The 16,911-nt window shown below is 53.6% G+C and carries 16 protein-coding genes and 1 pseudogene; 4 read left to right on the forward strand and 13 right to left on the reverse strand.

Annotated elements, in window-relative coordinates; translation table 11 throughout:
* Positions 1–74: 74 nt before the first annotated feature.
* The 9 genes from AAGA79_RS01630 to AAGA79_RS01670 form a co-directional block, all read right to left on the reverse strand.
* The gene (locus tag AAGA79_RS01630; RefSeq protein ID WP_411827039.1) at positions 75–992 is read right to left on the reverse strand and encodes a helix-turn-helix domain-containing protein; all 918 of its coding nucleotides are present in this window, start codon (positions 990–992) and stop codon (positions 75–77) included.
* A gap of 83 nt (positions 993–1,075) precedes the next feature.
* Positions 1,076–3,415 carry a heavy metal translocating P-type ATPase gene (locus AAGA79_RS01635; protein WP_411827040.1) on the reverse strand — a complete coding sequence of 780 codons (2,340 nt, stop codon included), beginning with the start codon at positions 3,413–3,415 and terminating at the stop codon, positions 1,076–1,078.
* A 9-nt stretch (positions 3,416–3,424) separates the two neighbouring features.
* Complete coding sequence (locus tag AAGA79_RS01640; protein ID WP_411827041.1) at positions 3,425–4,135, reverse strand: sulfite exporter TauE/SafE family protein; 711 nt, start codon at positions 4,133–4,135, stop codon at positions 3,425–3,427.
* Positions 4,136–4,138: 3 nt separating this feature from the next.
* Positions 4,139–4,285, reverse strand: a complete 147-nt coding sequence (locus tag AAGA79_RS01645; RefSeq protein ID WP_411827042.1) for a hypothetical protein — start codon at positions 4,283–4,285, stop codon at positions 4,139–4,141.
* Positions 4,282–5,694, reverse strand: coding sequence for a cytochrome c oxidase accessory protein CcoG (gene ccoG, locus AAGA79_RS01650; RefSeq protein ID WP_411827043.1), 1,413 nt, complete (start codon positions 5,692–5,694; stop codon positions 4,282–4,284). Before ccoG ends, AAGA79_RS01645 begins: the two co-directional genes overlap by 4 nt.
* Positions 5,695–5,769: 75 nt before the next feature.
* On the reverse strand, positions 5,770–6,405 hold the full coding sequence (locus AAGA79_RS01655) for a cbb3-type cytochrome c oxidase N-terminal domain-containing protein (RefSeq protein ID WP_411827044.1): 636 nt from the start codon (positions 6,403–6,405) through the stop codon (positions 5,770–5,772).
* Positions 6,406–6,475: 70 nt separating this feature from the next.
* Positions 6,476–6,643, reverse strand: a complete 168-nt coding sequence (locus AAGA79_RS01660) for a hypothetical protein (RefSeq protein ID WP_411827045.1) — start codon at positions 6,641–6,643, stop codon at positions 6,476–6,478.
* A gap of 30 nt (positions 6,644–6,673) precedes the next feature.
* On the reverse strand, positions 6,674–9,166 hold the full coding sequence (ccoN, locus tag AAGA79_RS01665; RefSeq protein ID WP_411827046.1) for a cytochrome-c oxidase, cbb3-type subunit I: 2,493 nt from the start codon (positions 9,164–9,166) through the stop codon (positions 6,674–6,676).
* The gene (locus tag AAGA79_RS01670; RefSeq protein ID WP_411827047.1) at positions 9,163–9,321 is read right to left on the reverse strand and encodes a hypothetical protein; all 159 of its coding nucleotides are present in this window, start codon (positions 9,319–9,321) and stop codon (positions 9,163–9,165) included. Before AAGA79_RS01670 ends, ccoN begins: the two co-directional genes overlap by 4 nt.
* Before the next feature lie 440 nt (positions 9,322–9,761).
* Here AAGA79_RS01670 and AAGA79_RS01675 point away from each other — a divergent pair, with 440 nt between their 5' ends.
* Complete coding sequence (locus AAGA79_RS01675; protein WP_411827048.1) at positions 9,762–9,890, forward strand: hypothetical protein; 129 nt, start codon at positions 9,762–9,764, stop codon at positions 9,888–9,890.
* Between the two features lie 25 nt (positions 9,891–9,915).
* Here AAGA79_RS01675 and AAGA79_RS01680 read toward each other — a convergent pair whose 3' ends face one another.
* The 3 genes and pseudogenes from AAGA79_RS01680 to AAGA79_RS01690 form a co-directional block, all read right to left on the reverse strand.
* Positions 9,916–10,368, reverse strand: a complete 453-nt coding sequence (locus AAGA79_RS01680; RefSeq protein WP_411827049.1) for a hypothetical protein — start codon at positions 10,366–10,368, stop codon at positions 9,916–9,918.
* 230 nt (positions 10,369–10,598) lie between these two features.
* Entirely contained in the window at positions 10,599–11,051 is a 453-nt protein-coding gene (locus AAGA79_RS01685; RefSeq protein WP_411828206.1) for a KUP/HAK/KT family potassium transporter, read from the reverse strand.
* A gap of 72 nt (positions 11,052–11,123) precedes the next feature.
* A pseudogene (locus AAGA79_RS01690) lies at positions 11,124–12,476 on the reverse strand (potassium transporter Kup); the annotation flags it as partial.
* Between the two features lie 126 nt (positions 12,477–12,602).
* Between AAGA79_RS01690 and lepA the strand changes: the two are divergent.
* On the forward strand, positions 12,603–14,402 hold the full coding sequence (lepA, locus tag AAGA79_RS01695) for a translation elongation factor 4 (RefSeq protein ID WP_411827050.1): 1,800 nt from the start codon (positions 12,603–12,605) through the stop codon (positions 14,400–14,402).
* A 621-nt stretch (positions 14,403–15,023) separates the two neighbouring features.
* Positions 15,024–15,794, forward strand: coding sequence for a sulfotransferase (locus AAGA79_RS01700; protein ID WP_411827051.1), 771 nt, complete (start codon positions 15,024–15,026; stop codon positions 15,792–15,794).
* Positions 15,795–16,003: 209 nt separating this feature from the next.
* Here AAGA79_RS01700 and AAGA79_RS01705 read toward each other — a convergent pair whose 3' ends face one another.
* Positions 16,004–16,165 carry a hypothetical protein gene (locus tag AAGA79_RS01705; protein ID WP_411827052.1) on the reverse strand — a complete coding sequence of 54 codons (162 nt, stop codon included), beginning with the start codon at positions 16,163–16,165 and terminating at the stop codon, positions 16,004–16,006.
* Positions 16,166–16,320: 155 nt separating this feature from the next.
* Here AAGA79_RS01705 and AAGA79_RS01710 point away from each other — a divergent pair, with 155 nt between their 5' ends.
* The gene (locus tag AAGA79_RS01710; RefSeq protein WP_411827053.1) at positions 16,321–16,884 is read left to right on the forward strand and encodes a phage tail protein; all 564 of its coding nucleotides are present in this window, start codon (positions 16,321–16,323) and stop codon (positions 16,882–16,884) included.
* Positions 16,885–16,911 lie beyond the last annotated feature (27 nt).

Genomic DNA, 16,911 nt, shown 5'->3' on the forward strand with positions numbered 1-16,911 from the left:
CGGAAGGATAATCTTACCTGGATAGACGATCCTATTTTGGATTAGTTGACATTGCCCATGGCCGATTCAGGTAGCTACTGAAGGGCCAGTTTCCCCAATTCTTCACGGCGGAAATTAGTGGGGGAGTTCCCGGTGAAACGGGAGAAGCTGCGATTGAACTGGGAGAGTGACTGATAGCCGATCTGGAAGGCAATTTCGGACACGCGGGCCTCTGGCTTTAGCAGTTCTTTCTTAGCCCACTCGATCCTGCGGCGGTTCACGTAGTCGGTAAGGGTGAGGCCGGTGGCTTCTTTGAAAACCCGGCAAAAGTGGGATTCGCTTAGACCTGCATGTTGAGCCACGAGTGGAAGTGGCAAGGGGTCTGCCAATGTTTCTTCAATGAATTTCCTAGCACGGGCTACTGCTACGGGTTCGCTTCCATCGCACATGGTGGCGAGTTGCTCTGCGTGTTTGCTGAGCTGCTGGCCAAAGGTGCCGAGCAGGGTGATCATGCTCTGATAGCGTTCCGGTTCTACTACCTTGGTTTGGAAATAGGCCTTTTTCAGCTTGGTGAGATCATCCTCGGAGAGGCCCTGGCGTGCGAGTGTTCTGGAGACGTTGTGAAACATCTCCCCGGTAGGGACTGCGTGGAATACCTGGCCGGTACGGAGCATTCCAATTATTGCTCCATCACAGCTGACAGGAACAGCGCTTGAGGCAAGACCGGTGAAACAATGACAGCTGCTGGGGCCTTTGATCGCAGCTTCCTCGTTAAGGCGTTTGTTTACCTCGAGACAGGAATTACAGGGACCTGAGCAGAGATTGAGCTCGCGGCAGAATGGACTGCCGTTTTCGGTTTTTTCCGAGAGGTGGTCGATTCCTTTCGCTGAATCGATGAAACGAAGAGGCAGACCAGTGGCGCAGCGAAACGCATCCTGATATGTTTTTAATAATTCGGACCTCAGAACTCTCTCGAATAGAGTGCTTTGGAACTGTTGTGTGTCACTCTTCATCTGATCAGCTCTCCTCTTAATGTCTGCGAGACTATCAAGGAGTATGTGAGTGATCAACTGATCCCCGCTTTTTATGGAAAAGTTTACCGCCTACCCCGGAGTCCGGAAGCCACAATGGCGAGGGAGATAACAGAGCTGAGAGGCATTACGATGGCCGCAGCGAGAGGTGTCATGTAGCCGCAGAGGGCCACGGCGATTGCTGTAAGGTTATATATAACCGCGAAAATGAAAGCAATCGTGACAGTTCTGCTCCTCTGCTTCGCTAGATCGAGCATCATGGGGAGGAATCTAAGACTTTGGCCAAGGAAGAAGAAATCGGACTTTGATTCGAGGAGGCTACGATCGACGACCGGGGTGCCGGTTGCGTGGGCAGCATTGAAAGCCAGCGAGTCGTTTGCTCCATCGCCGAGGTAAAGGGTGTCGTGGTGGTCGAGATCACGGACCAAGTCTTCTTTCTGCTCCGGAGTGAGGGAAAAGTGTGCATCGCTATCTTCAATTCCGAGCGCTGCTGCGGCCGTATGGACTTTTCCCTGTCTATCACCGGAGAGAATTACGAGCCGGTGGTGTTTTGCCAGAATACGGGTGGCGGCGATAGCATCTGGTCGCAGGCTTTCCTCGAACTGAAAGCGGGCGATGATATTTTTCCCAAGACATAGTTCGACGTCGTGGGTGTCTTGGTTTGCGGCATTTTCCGAGGCCCAGCCGGGTCTGCCGAGTGTCCATGATTCGGATCCGTTTTCGAAAATTCTGCCCATTCCCGGGATATCTCTGGCGGTGATTTTATCGCTGTTCCGGAGAATAGATTGACCTTTGCTGCCGAGGCTTTCGAGCAGACTGCGGGAAATGGGGTGGAGCGAAGCTCGGGTAAGGTGGGCGAGAGCAAAGGTGGCTTCGCTGCTGAGCCCGGCTACGGTTTCGGGGTTGAGAAGGACGGGCCGCTCCAAGGTGAGTGTGCCGGTTTTGTCGAAAATGATCGTTCTAATTTTCCGCAGGCGTGACCAAATGAGCGGCTCTCGGATAAAGACACCGGAGCGTTCCATCCGTGCGTTGGCAAGTTCATCGGCGAGCGGAAGGGCGACTCCCAATGCACATGGGCAGGAGACGACGAATACCGAGATCATGATCTGCAACGCGGGTGCGGCCCCTGCGATTGAAAGCCATACAAAGAATCCGGTGATGCCGATTCCGATAATGGCGAAGAGGTAGATTTTGAGTAGTTTTTCCAGTGCTGGAATCCTGGACTGGGTGCGCTCGGAGGTGGTTAGTTTCGCTAATAGCGAATCGTCCCAGGTTTCCTCGGTGGTCAGGATTACCGGCTCTGTGCCGAGATAGATAGCTCCGGCGGGGAGCTGGCGGCCGGGGTGGAATGTCTGGGATTCCGCCTCTCCGTTGATCCATTCCAGGGAGAAATCCGCGGAAGATGAATCTAGCGTGGAGGCGACGGGGAGGGATTGGCCTGGATCCAGCCTGATACGAATGCCGGGTGATATTTCGGAGAGAGTGAAAGGTTCCACACGATCCGGGGAATGGATAATTTCCGGGACGGGTTTGCTGCGCTGTAGCCGATTGCGGTTTTTTTCTATTGTGGCGAGCTGCAGGTACCGGCCTGCGAGCATTAGGAAGATGAAGGTGGCTACGAAATCGAAGTAAAGCAGGCCTTCTATATCCATGACCCAGCCAATGATCGATCCGATGAATGCAAAAATTATCCCTAGAGCGATGGGGAGATCAATGTGAGGGCTTCGCATTCTCAGGGAAACCCAAGCACGTTTGATGAAATAGGAGCCACCCACGAGCATGGCGAGGGTGGAAGACAAGAAGACCACCAGCTGGAAGATACCGGCGAACGGGAAATCATCAGGCATGCCGAGGTAGGCGGGGAGGGTGAAGACCATGCCGTTCATAGCAAATGCAGCGCAGAGGCCTAGCTTGGAGACTAGTTGGCGGGCCTCGCTGTGATTGATCCCGGCTTTGCGGGGAGCAAGGGTGTAACCAAAGGAAGCGATTTCTTTGGCGAAGTCTTCGAGATCTGTTTGTCCGGCTTTCCATTCGAGGCGCAGTAGGCCGGTGGTGGGGTGGGCCGCTGCTTCGAGGGCACCTGGTTGGCGTTTGAAAATATTTTCCACCAGCCAGACGCAACCCACGCATGACAGACCTTCCAGTGAGAAATCGGATTCCACTGTATCGCCGGAAACGTGGCCGTCTTCGGTTTTTGTTTTCAGCTCCTCAAGCCAGGCGAGGTCGCGTGTTTCGAAGGGAGTGCTGCGGACGGGACGTATGGTGGAGTCACTACGTAGATCGTAAAAGCGGTCCAGTCCCTCGCTCTGGATGAGTTCGTAAACGAACTCGCAGCCGCGGCAGCAGAATTTCTCTTGTTCGGAGGAAGCGGAAAACGGCGTCGCGCAATGGATGCAGGTGGGCATGTGGGTTTCCTAGTGGCAGCAGGAAGGGAGCTCGCTTTCGGTCTTTTCAGGAGGATTCGTGCCGAAGGATGGCAAAGTGCCCCAGAGCCGGAAGGCCATCATGCAGGCTGCGGCGATGGCGAGACCGCGTTGAAATCGGACGAGCGTGGTGGGCTTTACACGTTTTTGAAGGTGTTTCAGCTGTTGCTGGGCAAGCCAGAGGAGGGGGACGGTGCCGAGGCCGAAGGCGAGTGCGAATTCCGCGCCGCGGATGGCGGATCCGCTGAGAAGGGCTGCGCCGAAAAGTAGATATAGCGGACCGCAGGGAAGCAGGGGGGTGAGTGCGCCGAGAGCGAGGCCACTGCGGATAGGAGAGAGCCTACCTAGACGGAAGCGCATTCTGGCGGTCCATTTAATGAGGACGGGTGGTTTCGGAAGTTTTTTCTCCAGACCGAATCCGAATATGAGAAATACGCCGACGAGAACCCAGGGAAGGAGGACGGCGGGGGAATCAAAGAACCATTTCAACGGCTGTTGGCCGACCATTCCACAGATGGCGCCAATGATCCCGTAGGCAGTGAGACGGGCGGTGTGGTAGGCGGTAATACCGGCCAGGCGTTCTGTCTCCGAGGCAGGCATGGCGGCGAGGCCGCAGGCAATCGGACCGCACATGCCTACGCAATGAACACTGGTAACGAGACCAGCGACCAAGGCTCCGAGAGTGGTGTGGACCGGGTCCAATTTCTAGCGGTTTGAAGAGTTGGCGGTCTGGACCGGGACGGATTCCGGTGTGTGTTTTACTGCTACGAAAATGAGGCTGGTCCAGGCGGCAAGAAGTAGGAGGAAGGCTCCTGTGACGTAGAGCCATGGGTAGATTGCTTTGCGTGTCATTGGTTGGTTAGGTTCGGGTTCGGGCCGAGAAATTTCAGCTTCTGGCGGATGATTGCTTTGCCGGGAGTGGCGGAGATTTTCATGGTGAGCTGGGTGGGGCCTTTGTATTGGTCCAGCTTGTTGACGATGATGAGCGGGCGGCTGGTTTCATCGAGTGCACCGAGTGTCAGGGAATCACCAAGGCCGCTGAGGGTGAAGCCTGGAGGTGGGTTTTCCAGGGTGATTTTGAATTCGACGGGCTGGTTGCGTTTGTTCTGCACCCGGAGCTCGTAGTGGTTCCGGACAGCACCGGGATCGACAAAAAATGGTGCGCCACGCATCCGTGAGACTTCCGCGAGCATTGGCTTAGCCTTCAGATAGGCGGTGGTGCCGAGGGCTGCCATGCCGAGTATGCCGAGGAAGGTGTAGAGGAAAAGGCGGGGGCGGAGAATGCGGCGTTTTTTTCCGGCGAGGCCGCTGGTGGAATCGTAACGGACGAGTCCGGTTGGGCGCTTGAGTTTCCGCATGATGTCATCGCAGGCATCGATACAGGCGGCGCAGCCGATGCATTCCATTTGGAGGCCGTTGCGGATATCGATGCCGGTGGGGCATACCTGCACGCAACGGGTGCAGTCCACGCAGGCGCCTGCATTCGGATCGGTGGCTTTTCCACGTGGTTCGCCGCGTTTTTCATCGTAACCGATGACTACGGTTTCCTCATCCGTTAGTGCGGATTGGATACGGCCGTAGGGGCAGAGGATGATGCAGAATTGCTCGCGGAACCATGCGAAGCAGAAGTAGAGGGTGCCGGTGAGGGCGGCGATGATGGTGAAGGTGGCTCCGTGTTCGAGTGGTCCTTCCTGCATGAATTCGTACAGGCGCGGCAGTGAGACGAAGTAGCTGATGAACACATGGGCAATAATGGCTGAGGCTATGAGATAGAGGCTGTATTTAACAATTCGACGAATCGTTTTCCGTGCGCTGGAGGGGGCTGCATCGAGTTTGCGGCGGGCGGTGGCATCTCCATCGATCCAGCGTTCGATGCGGCGGAAGACGTGCTCCAGAAAAACGGTGTAGGGGCAGGCCCAGCCACACCAAAGGCGACCGAGGAGGGCGGTGATAAAGAACAGTATGAAACCCAGCCCACTTACGGCGAAGAAGAATACCCAAAGGTCCTGTGTAAGGAGGGTGAGACCGAACATGTGGAACTTCCGATTTTCCACATCGAAAAATAAGGCCGGTGCACCATTGATGGGAATCCACGGAAGCAGCACGTATACGGCGATTAGGAGAATACCGAAAATTCTACGGAAAGACGTGAAGCGTCCTTTTACGTCCGCCGGATGGAGGACGTAGTGGGAGCCGTCCGGATTGATCGTCGTTACAGAGACGAGATTCGGACGTTTGCTTTGCTGCTTGGGTGAAGACACGATGAAAATATGGCAGCTTCCCGATAAAACTGCTGCGCATGAGTGCGTAGAAAGTGCGCGGGAATTGCGGAGTGGTTATTTCTGCTGGAAATCGTCTGGATTTTTGCTGACGAGGAAAGCGGTGAGTTCGGCGATCTGAACAGGAGGCAGCTTCTGGCCCCAGGCTTCCATTTTCGCGCCGTTGTGGCCGGGGCTATCGGCCGGGGTGCCTTCATTGATGAGCTTGAAGATGTCCATTGGCTTGTCTCCGTATTTCCACTCACCATCCGTGAGTGGGAGGCCAGGAAGATTGACGGATTGCCCGCCACCGAGATCGATTTTCGCGGCAAGGTCCTGGCCGTGGCAGGCGATGCAGTTGGACATGTAGATGGATTCTCCAGTTGCGACACGTGTGGGATCCGTGGCCCAGTCGTTGATGATCGCCTCGTCCGTGAGCTTGGCGAGCATGTCGTCGAGGGCTTTTTTCTTCACTTCTGAAATAACGGCCATGGCACGCTCGATCCGCTGCTCATCGGTCTGGAACCATCCGAACTGGTAGTAGGTGATCCAGTAGCCGAGGAAGAAGATGTGCGCGCCGATGAAGATGAACAGCCACCAGTTCGGTAGCTTTTGGTCATATTCCTGGATTCCATCGTATTCGTGTTCTCGGAGTACGATTTCACCCTTTTTTTCTGCGTAGGCGGCGCGGCGGATTTCTGGTTCTTCAGGCATGGGATTGAGTGACTGGTGATCGGTGGTCAGTGATCAGGTGAAGACGGATTCTTCGGTTTGGATCTGGTGCTTAGTGCTTCGAATTTTCTTCGAAAGGGATGCGGGCAAGTGTCTCGCGGCGGTCCTTGGATAGAAAAAGGGCGCGGATGGAAACGGTGAGGAAAATGCCTGCGGTGATGACGAACGATATGATGGGGACGATGGCGGCCCAGTTTTCGTGGATAACTCTATGGAACATGGTGTCTGGTGGGTTACTGGATGTGGCTCTTTATTTAGTGGAGCTGGTTTTCGTGTCTTTCATCTGGTTCCGGCGGATGGCGTCCGGATCGAGGAGGATTTTTTCCTGCCCGTTTTCGACTATTTCGTAGGTGCCGAGTTTCTGCATGTAGGAGATGAGGGCCACGACTTGTTTGTCCGAAAGACGGCGCACGAGTTCTTCTTCACTGAGGGAGGGCTCGTCCGGGATGTATGCACCTGCTGCGACAAGGGCTTTGGATATTTCCATGGCCTGGTCACGGGCGGATTGCTCGATGCTGTGCTTGTCCATGGCTGGCCATGGCACTCCGAGTGTGCGCTGGACGGCTATGCGTTTCGGGAGGGATTTCAAGTCCGCTTCTTTTTTGAAGAGGAATGGATAAGGAGGCATGTTCGAGCCCGGGGAGGTCTGGCGGGGATCCCAGAAGTGATTGAAATGCCAGAGGTTATCGCGGCGGCCGGAGCGCATGACTTCAGAGCCTTCGACGAGTGCTCCACCTTCACGGGCAAGGTCCGGGCCGGTGCGTTTGGAGCCCCATTGATGGGGGTGATCGTAAAGGGATTCTCCCATGCGGCTGTATCCGCCTTCTTCGGTAGGGCCGTAGCGGAGCACGTCCGGGACAAGCGTGCGGATCATCTGTGAGTGGCAGTTGTAGCAGCCCTCGGAGACAAAGATATCGCGGCCTTCCAGCTCAAGCGGGGTGTAGGGAACCTGGATGCGTTCTTCCATGTTCGCGGCTTTGTTTACGAGCAGCGAGGGGATAATCTGGACGACACCTCCGACGGCTACGGCGAAGAAGATGAGAACGGTGAAGGGGAGGTAGTTTTCGAGTAGTCTATCGAAATACTGCGACCAGCTTTTGGTGTCTCTTCTGAATACGAGGTAGGCTTTTGTGAAGAGGAAGATGGTGATGACGAGGGCCGCCTTGTCCGCATGGTGCGGAAGGAGGAACCAGAGAATCATGAAGGCAAGGCCTGCAACGGTGTAGATGACCGGGTCTTTCCGGAGAGATTCACCGATGGTCATGTTGTCTTTGTTTTCTTTCTCCAGAACTGTGACTTCGACAGTATCGTCGGTAGCTTTTCCAGAGCGGGCAGTCATGAAAATGTTGACGGCGCAGGCGATGAACCCTAGGAGGTAGAAGGCTCCACCGAAGGAGCGCATGATGTAGAAGATGTTGATCTGCCTGAGAGTTTCAACGAATTCGTATTTCAGTGTAGCTCCACCGGGGTTGGTTTCCGCGAGCATGAGGCCCTGCATGATTCCTGCGGTCCACATTGAGGAGACGTAGAGGAGAATGCCGACCAGGCCGACCCAGAAGTGCATGTTGGCTAGACTGGTTGACCAGAGTTTGGTTTTCCAGAGACGAGGGGCGAGCCAGTAAAACATGCCCGCGGCCATGAAACCGTTCCAGCCCAAGGCGCCGGAGTGTACGTGGCCGATTGTCCAGTCAGTGTAGTGGGAGAGGGAGTTGACTGCGCGGATGGAGAGGAGCGGGCCCTCGAAGGTGGCCATACCGTAGAAGGTAACGGCGACCGCGAAGAATTTAATGACAGGATCCGTGCGGAGTTTATCCCACGCACCGCGGAGGGTGAGGAGTCCGTTGAGCATACCTGCCCATGAGGGGGCCCAAAGAAGGATGGAGAAGAGCATGCCGAGGAGCTGCAGCCACTTCGGAAGTGCGGTATTGAGGAGGTGGTGAGGACCTGCCCAGATGTAAATGAAAACCAGTGCCCAGAAGTGGATGATAGAGAGGCGGTAGGAGTAAACCGGCCGCTCAGCAGCTTTCGGGATGAAATAATACATGATCCCGAGGATCGGGGTGGTGAGGAAGAAGGCGACGGCGTTGTGACCGTACCACCACTGGACAAGTGCATCCTGAACTCCGCCGAAAATCGGGTAGGAGTGAGTGAGCGAGGTGGGAATGGAGAGGTGATTCACCACATACAGCAGGGCGATGGTGATGATGGTGGCGATGTAGAACCAGAGGGAGACGTAGAGCGATTTCTCGTTCCGTTTTGCGAGGGTCCAGAAGAAGTTGATTCCGAAGATGACCCAGATGACGACGACGCCTATGTTGAGCGGCCAGATGAGCTCAGCGTATTCCTTGCTGCGGGTGAGGCCGGCAGGGAGGGTGATAGCTGCTCCAAGGATAATGGCCTGCCAGCCCCAGAAGTGGATGGCGGACAGAAGATCGGACGCGGTCCGGGCCTTACACAGCCGCTGGGTCGAATAATATACCCCGGCGAAGACCATATTCCCGACAAAGGCGAAGATGACGGCATTGGTATGCAGGGGACGGATACGGCCGAAGGTGATGTAGGAGAGGCCTTCCGCCTGAAATAGTCCGAAGGTGATGGTTTCCAGAAACTTACCGTTCATCTGCCACCACGAGAGCTGGGTGGCGGCGAGAACCCCGACAAGCATACCAATGATACCCCAAAAAATGGAGGCGTTCATAAAGCGGCGGACGGTTTTGTCGTCGTATGTGATGGTGGTGGTCATTTGTTTTTCTTGGAAGAGGGCGTAAAATCGAGCGGCAGAAGAGAATCGCGCTCGATGCTGGAACGTCCGGCACGGCGTGACTCGAGTGCGAAGCAGACGACAAAAATCGCTGCGAGGCAGGAGCTCACAAGTATGGTGATGGCGAGGACGTTCACGCGGAGATTGGAGCAGGAACATCTGTGTTCTGCTTCGCGTGGCTTGCGAAAGGCTGCGCGGATTCTGCTGGGGGAGGGGGCAAGTCGCCCAAATCCTGTGGAGGAGTGGTTTTTTGAACGCAAATAAACTGGATTGCCGCAGACGAAGCTGAGTAATTAGAGATTACGATAGCGTTTAGGCGACTGTGTTCCTAGCTGTCTTCAGGTTGCCCTTGGAACGGCGAGAATCGCCGGGGTGGCCCGAGTTATGAAATGATCAGGAACTCGGAAATCCAGTTTCTACTGATACCCGGAGGCGAGTCTTAATCGGCCTGTGAAATCACGGAGGTGCCTATCGTTTTGGTAGGGCCTGCCATGGACATGCTCATGGTCTGGGGGGACATGGTTTCGCTCATTTCCATTTTCTTCTCCTTTCCCCATAAGTTTTGTATCCAGAAGCCGTGTCTATCTTAGCCGACGATGGCGACGGCGGCGAGTCCGAAGCCAGTGCAGGCGCCTTCGGTGAATCGTCCGGGCCTAGGGATTTGTTGCTGGTGATTCTTTTGGTGCTCATGGCGGGTTTTGGTTGATCTGATGGGTGGTGGGTAGGCGGGGTTATTGTTCTTCGATGGAGTCTCCGGTTGTGGCAATTTGTGTCGCTGCGTCTGTGGGAGTTCCGGTTGCGGCGGCTGCTTTGACCCCACCGGCGAGGGAGCTGCCTTTGGTGACATTCTCGGCGGCGTCTCCTGATGCGGTGACGAAGTCGTGCTCGGCACCAGTGCTCCCTGTTAGTCTCTCGACGGAGAGGCGGGATATGGTGGAGAGGACGTCTCCTTCGGGGACGTTGTTGGTGAAGGTGAGTTGGGTGGGAAGTAGGGAGCGTTCGGGAGGGACGGCAACTGCTGAGTGGCTCTCGAATCCCATATTGAAGGCTACGGGGGCGGAGAGGTCGGGTTTGATTTCAGCGTTGATGTCGTAGCCGACGCGGTGGCCGATGAATCCGGTGTTGGTGCAGGAGGAGAGGGAGGTGGCTGTGAGCAGGAGGAGCTTAATATTTGTTCGGTGCATCTCAGTTGTCCTTTTGCTTTGGGGTTACGAAAGGTGCGAGTGCGTCTGACTTGTTGCCCATTTGGGTTGCTGCTTTCCCGGTGGCGATAACTTCGGCGATGTCCGGTACTTCGGTGGCACCCCGGACTCTGACGCGTGAGGCGACGTAGCCGGATGGGCGATACGGGCGCTTCTGTTGCCTTTGAGGGAAGTTGTTCCGTAAATTTCCCTGATGAGCTTCTGCTCCGAGCTTAGATCCGGAGCTGCGAGCCGATTTCCAAGACCTGATGAGGTGGTATGTTGTAGTAGGAGGTGGCACCGATGGAATTCCGATTCATCATGCTGAAAATGATTTCCCGCCAAGCACTCATGCCTGCATTTTTGCCGCGGACGACTCGTTCGATACCGAGGAAGAAGGAAAGTGTGTCCAGCTCTGCGGGGAAGCCGGCTTCGTTTGCGAGGGCGATGATTTCCGGGACATCGGGAGTTTCCATGTATCCGTAGTGAGCTGTAATCAGGAAAAATCCGTTGTCACGGGCTTTTACCTGAACTTTGCGCTCGAGGGGGACGCGGGGGATTTCTTCGGATCTGATGTGAAGGAAGGCGATTTGTTGGTGTAGGCATTTGTTGAACTTCAAATTGTTGCAGAAGGCCTGCGGCAGTCCTTCCGGATCTGCGGTCATGTAGATTGAGGTTCCCTGCACGCGGGGGTGGGAATGATCTTTTAAGATCTCGGAAAGGCTTGGGGTGTTTTTGGCGATGGTGCTGAGTCGGGCCTTGACGATGGTCCTGCCTTTCTTCCATGTGAGCATCATTGTCCAAGCGATTCCGGCGATGACGAGCGGGAACCAAGCGCCGTGGAAGAGTTTGGTCATGTTTGCAGAGAAGAATGCGAGGTCGATGATCACAAAGGCGGTGATCATCGGTATGACAATTACGAGGGGCCATTTCCACCGCTGACGGAGGACACGGGCGAAGAGAATGGTGGAAATGAGCATGGTGAGCGATACGGCGACTCCATATGCAGCTGCTAGTTTGTCGGAGGTGCGGAAGGTTATGACCAAGGCAATACAGGCAATTGCGAGGATCCAGTTGATTTCAGGGATGTAGATTTGCCCTTTTTGGTCTGGCGATGTGTATTTTACGGTCAATCTTGGTAGGTAGCCCATGGAGATGGCTTGGCGGGTGAGGGAAAAAGCACCCGATATGACGGCTTGGGAGGCAATGATGGTGGCCATGGTCGCTAGAAGGACCATCGGGATGACGAGGATGTCTGGGACCATTGCGTAGAATGGGTGATCCACGTCTTCAGGATGTTTCAAGAGGTGTGCACCCTGGCCGAAATAGTTCAAAAGGAGGCCGGGAAGGACGACGGTATACCATGCCAGGCGGATGGTTGTTTTCCCGAAGTGGCCGAGATCCGCATAGATGGCTTCTCCACCGGTGGTGACTAGAAATACGGCGCCGAGCACTAGGAATCCGGCTCAGGAGTTTCCCAATAGGAAATTGATGCCGTATGAGGGGTTGATCGATAGGAAGATTCTGGGGTCTTCGGAGATCGCGAGCACTCCCAGTATCCCCAATACGGAAAACCAGACTAAGATGATGGGTCCAAAAAGTTTCCCAATCAAGTCTGTGCCCCGTGATTGGAAAAAGAAGAGTGCTGCGAGAATAGCGACTGTGATGGGTATGACGAAGGGTTCGGACCTAGGGGTGATCTGCTCCAGGCCCTCCACCGCGCTCAAGACCGAGATGGCCGGGGTAATCATTCCATCACCGTAGAGTAAACAAGCGGCGAAAAGGCCCATTGCGGCAAGTATCCAGCCTTTGCCTTTTCCCTTTCTTATCGCATTGGGGTATGAAAGTGCGGAGAGGATGAGTACGCCGCCTTCTCCTTCGTGATCGGCTCTTAGGATGAGGGTGATGTATTTCAGGGTGATCACGGAGATGAGCGACCAGAGGATGAGCGAGACGACACCGATGATGTTTTCCTGAGTGGCTACGATTCCGAATTCTCCGTGGAAACATTCGCGAAGGGCGTAGAGAGGGCTGGTTCCAATGTCTCCGAAAACGATTCCAAGGGCTGCCAAGGCGAGAAGGGGGAGTTTGGAAGGCTTAGAATGGTCCATGCCTGAAATTCTAATTTGAGAATCTGATTTCCGTCTTCTTTAATTTCACGTTTGAAGGGGAATTGGGTGCTTTATTTTTTGGTGCATTTTTCGGTGATCCGTGCGATTGATCCGGTCCTTTTACCCATGTCCACAGAACTGACTCGAAATTTCTCAATTATCGCCCACATCGACCACGGGAAGACTACGCTTTCCGATCGGCTGATGGAGATGACGCAAACGGTGACGATGCGGGAGACTTCCGCCCAGCAGTTGGACTCGATGGATCTGGAGCGGGAAAAGGGAATTACGATCAAATCCCATCCGGTGGCGATGGAATACAAGGCGAAGGATGGGAAGACCTACAAGCTGAATTTACTGGATACGCCCGGGCACGTGGATTTCTCCTATGAGGTTTCACGGGCGCTGGCAGCATGCGAAGGGGCAATCCTCATGGTGGATGCTGCGCAGGGTGTTGAAGCCCAGACGGTTGCAAACCTTCATTTGGCGGAGCAGCAGAATCTGAAAATCATTCCGGTCCTCAATAAAATCGACCTCCCGGCGGCGGATGTGGAGAAGTCCAAACGCCAGCTAGAAGATATCCTGTGCATTCCTGCGGAGGAGTGCATTCCTGCTTCAGCAAAGGCCGGGATTGGTATTGAGGAGATTCTCGAGGCGATCGTGGCACGGGTGCCTGCGCCGGTGGAAAATCCGGATAAGCTTCTGCGGGCTACAGTTTTCGACTCGCTCTATGATACCTATCGTGGGGTTGTCTCATACGTGCGGGTTTTTTCCGGCACTATGAAGCGCGGGCAGCGGGTGAAACTTTTCGCCACCTCGAAGACTTACGAGATTAAAGAAGTGGGTGTCTTCACCCCGAAAATGCAGGCTCGAGATCAACTTTTCCCAGGGGATGTGGGTTATGTGATCGCAAACATGAAGTCTGCGAGTGAGGTGAAAATCGGCGATACGATGACCGATTCCACGCATCCGTGTCCAGAGGCTTTGCCAGGTTATAAAGAGATCCAGCCTATGGTGTTCACCGGGATTTATCCAGTGGATTCCTCTGACTATGAGGCTTTGAAGTTGGCTGTGGGGAAATTGCAGATCAACGATCCGGCGTTTACGTTTGCCCAAGAGAGTTCGATCGCTCTGGGGTTTGGATTCCGATGTGGTTTCCTTGGGCTGCTGCATATGGAGATTATTCAAGAGCGGCTGAGGCGTGAGTTCGATATGGACGTGATTTCCACGTATCCATCGGTAATTTATCACTGCGATCTTACCGATGGCACGGAAGTGATCGTAGATAACCCGACTCTTTTCCCCGAGGCGCAGGTGATTCAAGAGGTCCGTGAGCCGATCGTGAATGTCTACATTATGGTGCCAGGCGAATACATCGGGGATATGATGCAGCTCGTTTTGGAGAAACGCGGCGAGGTGACCAATACAGAGACCATCGATGAGATGCGCGTCATGCTGTCTTGTGTGCTCCCGCTCGCAGAAATTTTGGTGGATTTCAACGATAAGCTGAAATCCCAGACGAAGGGTTACGGCTCTATGGATTATGAGCATGCCGGTTACCGCGCTGCGAAGATGGTGAAGATGGACATGCTGATCGCCGGTGATCCGGTGGAGGCTTTCTCGACGATTGTGCATCGGGACAAGGCAGAGGCCTATGGGCGGAGCTTGGCCGGAAAACTCAAGGATGTGATACCTTCCCACCTTTTCGTCGTTGCGATTCAGGCGGCTGTGGGAGGCAAAATTGTTGCGCGTGAGTCGATCTCGGCGATGCGTAAGAACGTTACAGCAAAATGCTACGGCGGTGATATTTCGCGTAAGCGGAAGTTGCTGGAGAAGCAGAAGGCGGGCAAGGCGAAGATGAAAATGTTCGGCAAGGTGAATATTCCCCAGGATGCGTTCATCAAGGTGCTGAAGAGCTCGGATTGACCGTTCAGGTGTGTCTGACCCGAATTCACGGAGGGTCGACTGTATCAGTTTTGGACCATTGTAGCCGTTAGCAGGCAACGGTGTCCGCATCCGAGTGTATTTCACACAAGCTTCTCTTGTGCGTCGGGCTGACCCCGGTGCGGCTAGGCGAGGGGCGTCCTTTTAGGTCATGTATCATGGCTCATTGTCGTGCGCCCTGTGAAGTGCGCTGCAAACATAGGTAGTAAGAGAAATCATCTACCTCACCGTTGTATCCGGAAGCTGTAGGAGGGTGCTATAAGACCTCATTGGCTTTCATTCTGGAAGACGAGTTTCTGTGTTTATCCGGAGATTCCTTTTGGCGGGTCCAAAGGACACCCTCATCGAGGGAGAGGAGTTTTTCAGTCAGGCGTACCTTAATCACTGAGTATGAAGCATTTATAAGTTATAAATATGTATTTCTATTCAGTAGGTTAATTTGTTCCTGGCTGCTTAAAATCTTAGGTTTACTGACTTAGTTGGTTGACAGTATTGGCTTGTGTTGGCATTTCTTTCATTAGGCATACGAAACATGCTTATATTTCTGTAAATGCATGGGTCTAGATGGCCTATCTGAGCTGTTATAGACTCGATATTTCCGACATGAAGTGTGTATCTCCGATCATCATTTTGGCTGCTAGTCCGAGGTCGGGTTCGACTTTGATCCAGCGGCTTCTGTGTTCTTCCAGGAATACACTTATCTATGGGGACCCAATAGCTCATGAGATCGAGTTCATTTTGACCTATGTGGAGAGCCGTAAACTCTTCTATTCGCAAGCTTTTTCACAGATCGGCCCTCTCCGGGAGGCAGTGACTCGGGGGGAGTCTGATCATTTTATCGCATCGCTGATGCCGGAGCATGAAAAAATCACGAAAGCTCTTGATGAGCTTATAAAACCTTGGATTGAGGGTTGCTCAAATGACGCGTTGGAAGCTAATCGAGACTTATGGGGCTGGAAATCCGCTGGTAGTAGTGTGCATGCTATTCGATTACTTCCCCACTACTTCAAGGATGCGAAATTTATTTCCTTGAGACGCGACCTTATCGATGTCGCACGTTCTGCAAAGGCGGATGGACACTTCCAATGCGAGAGTGGTTTGACTTCCTTGTGTCAGAGCTGGGATAGCGGTAACCGTGCTCTTGATGATATAGAAGACTTATATGGGAAAAGGGTAATGCCCGTGTGTTATTCCGATTTGGTCGCAGATCCGGTTCGGGCCGTGAAAGAGCTGGAGGAGTTCACCGGTGCTATCGGTATCGATATAGATACTTTTAAGGTGAAGATCAATTCCACGCGGTCTGAATCCTATATCCATCCGATGGATCTTACTGAAACAGAGCGCCTAATCGTAGATTCTTTTTTCGCGACCTAAATCAAATCATCATGATTAAAGAAGTTGAAACAACGATAATTGATTTCCTGAACAACATAGGGATTTCGAATCAACAGCAGACTCTTTCCGCAGAGGGACGGTTGCAAGGTTTGCGTTTGGAATCCGGGGTTATCTCTATCGATTGCGGGCAAGTCAAATGGCCGGGGGACCTTTTGTATCTTGCAGGTCTGTATTCTGTCTCATCGCCTTCAGCTCGGGATAAACTGTGTTGCAGCGAAAAGCCAGGTCCGGAACTCGAACTCCCTGCCATGGCTTGGGCATATGCTGCGGCTGTTCATCTTGGAATTGATCCCCTGATCGTATTTCACGAGGGCGGATACCAGAACGGTGGCAAAGATATAGTGAGGCAATTTTTGGGAGCACGGCCATTCGGAGTCCCTATGCTCATCTGGCTTGGCATGTGTCGACAGAATGAATTCCCGAAAATGGATTGCTGGATTCGAGAAATCGAAGACCCCACTGAAGAATCTCCCCATAAACAAAAATAAACATAATTACAGAAACAATGACTCCATTTATCGCACAGATTACAATGTTCGGCGGAAATTTCGCTCCAAAAGGTTGGGCATTTTGTGATGGGCAGCTTTTGGCTATTTCATCAAATACGGCTCTTTTTTCGCTTATAGGAATCACTTATGGGGGTGATGGCCAGACCACTTTTGCCTTGCCGGATTTGAGAGGAAGAATGCCGATGCATCCAGGAATTGGTCCTGGTCTTTCAGCGAAACGCCTGGGAGAGCGAGGAGGTGCAGAAGAGACATATCTCAATGTCGCAAACATGCCATCCCACACCCACTCTGCGGTGGTTACGACAGATCTAACACTCAGGGCATCTGATGACGCTGGAAGTTCGGATACACCGGCAGGTAGTGTGCCCGCGAATACGGGCGAAGATGTTTACGGTTCCCTATCGAACACCCCGGTAAATATGCAGGCCGGTGCCATTGGCGGTACCGTAATCGTCCAAAATATGAATGCAGGTGGCAACATGCCCTTTAACAACCTCCCTCCCTACGAGTGTGTTAATTTCATTATCGCGCTGGTGGGTGTTTTTCCTTCGCGCAGCTAAAACGGTCCAAATCAATCACCCAATCAA

Source organism: Luteolibacter sp. AS25 (assembly GCF_046736275.1).
Classification (GTDB): domain Bacteria; phylum Verrucomicrobiota; class Verrucomicrobiia; order Verrucomicrobiales; family Akkermansiaceae; genus Luteolibacter.

What these genes read in the sequence shown, in the direction of transcription:
- AAGA79_RS01660 (WP_411827045.1), bottom strand. Translation starts at nt 6,643, where the DNA reads ATGTTCCATAGAGTTATCCACGAAAACTGGGCCGCCATCGTCCCCATC.
- lepA (WP_411827050.1), top strand. Translation starts at nt 12,603, where the DNA reads ATGTCCACAGAACTGACTCGAAATTTCTCAATTATCGCCCACATCGAC.
- AAGA79_RS01680 (WP_411827049.1), bottom strand. Translation starts at nt 10,368, where the DNA reads ATGCACCGAACAAATATTAAGCTCCTCCTGCTCACAGCCACCTCCCTC.
- AAGA79_RS01710 (WP_411827053.1), top strand. Translation starts at nt 16,321, where the DNA reads ATGACTCCATTTATCGCACAGATTACAATGTTCGGCGGAAATTTCGCT.
- AAGA79_RS01700 (WP_411827051.1), top strand. Translation starts at nt 15,024, where the DNA reads ATGAAGTGTGTATCTCCGATCATCATTTTGGCTGCTAGTCCGAGGTCG.
- ccoN (WP_411827046.1), bottom strand. Translation starts at nt 9,166, where the DNA reads ATGACCACCACCATCACATACGACGACAAAACCGTCCGCCGCTTTATG.
- AAGA79_RS01630 (WP_411827039.1), bottom strand. Translation starts at nt 992, where the DNA reads ATGAAGAGTGACACACAACAGTTCCAAAGCACTCTATTCGAGAGAGTT.
- AAGA79_RS01635 (WP_411827040.1), bottom strand. Translation starts at nt 3,415, where the DNA reads ATGCCCACCTGCATCCATTGCGCGACGCCGTTTTCCGCTTCCTCCGAA.
- AAGA79_RS01645 (WP_411827042.1), bottom strand. Translation starts at nt 4,285, where the DNA reads ATGACACGCAAAGCAATCTACCCATGGCTCTACGTCACAGGAGCCTTC.
- AAGA79_RS01655 (WP_411827044.1), bottom strand. Translation starts at nt 6,405, where the DNA reads ATGCCTGAAGAACCAGAAATCCGCCGCGCCGCCTACGCAGAAAAAAAG.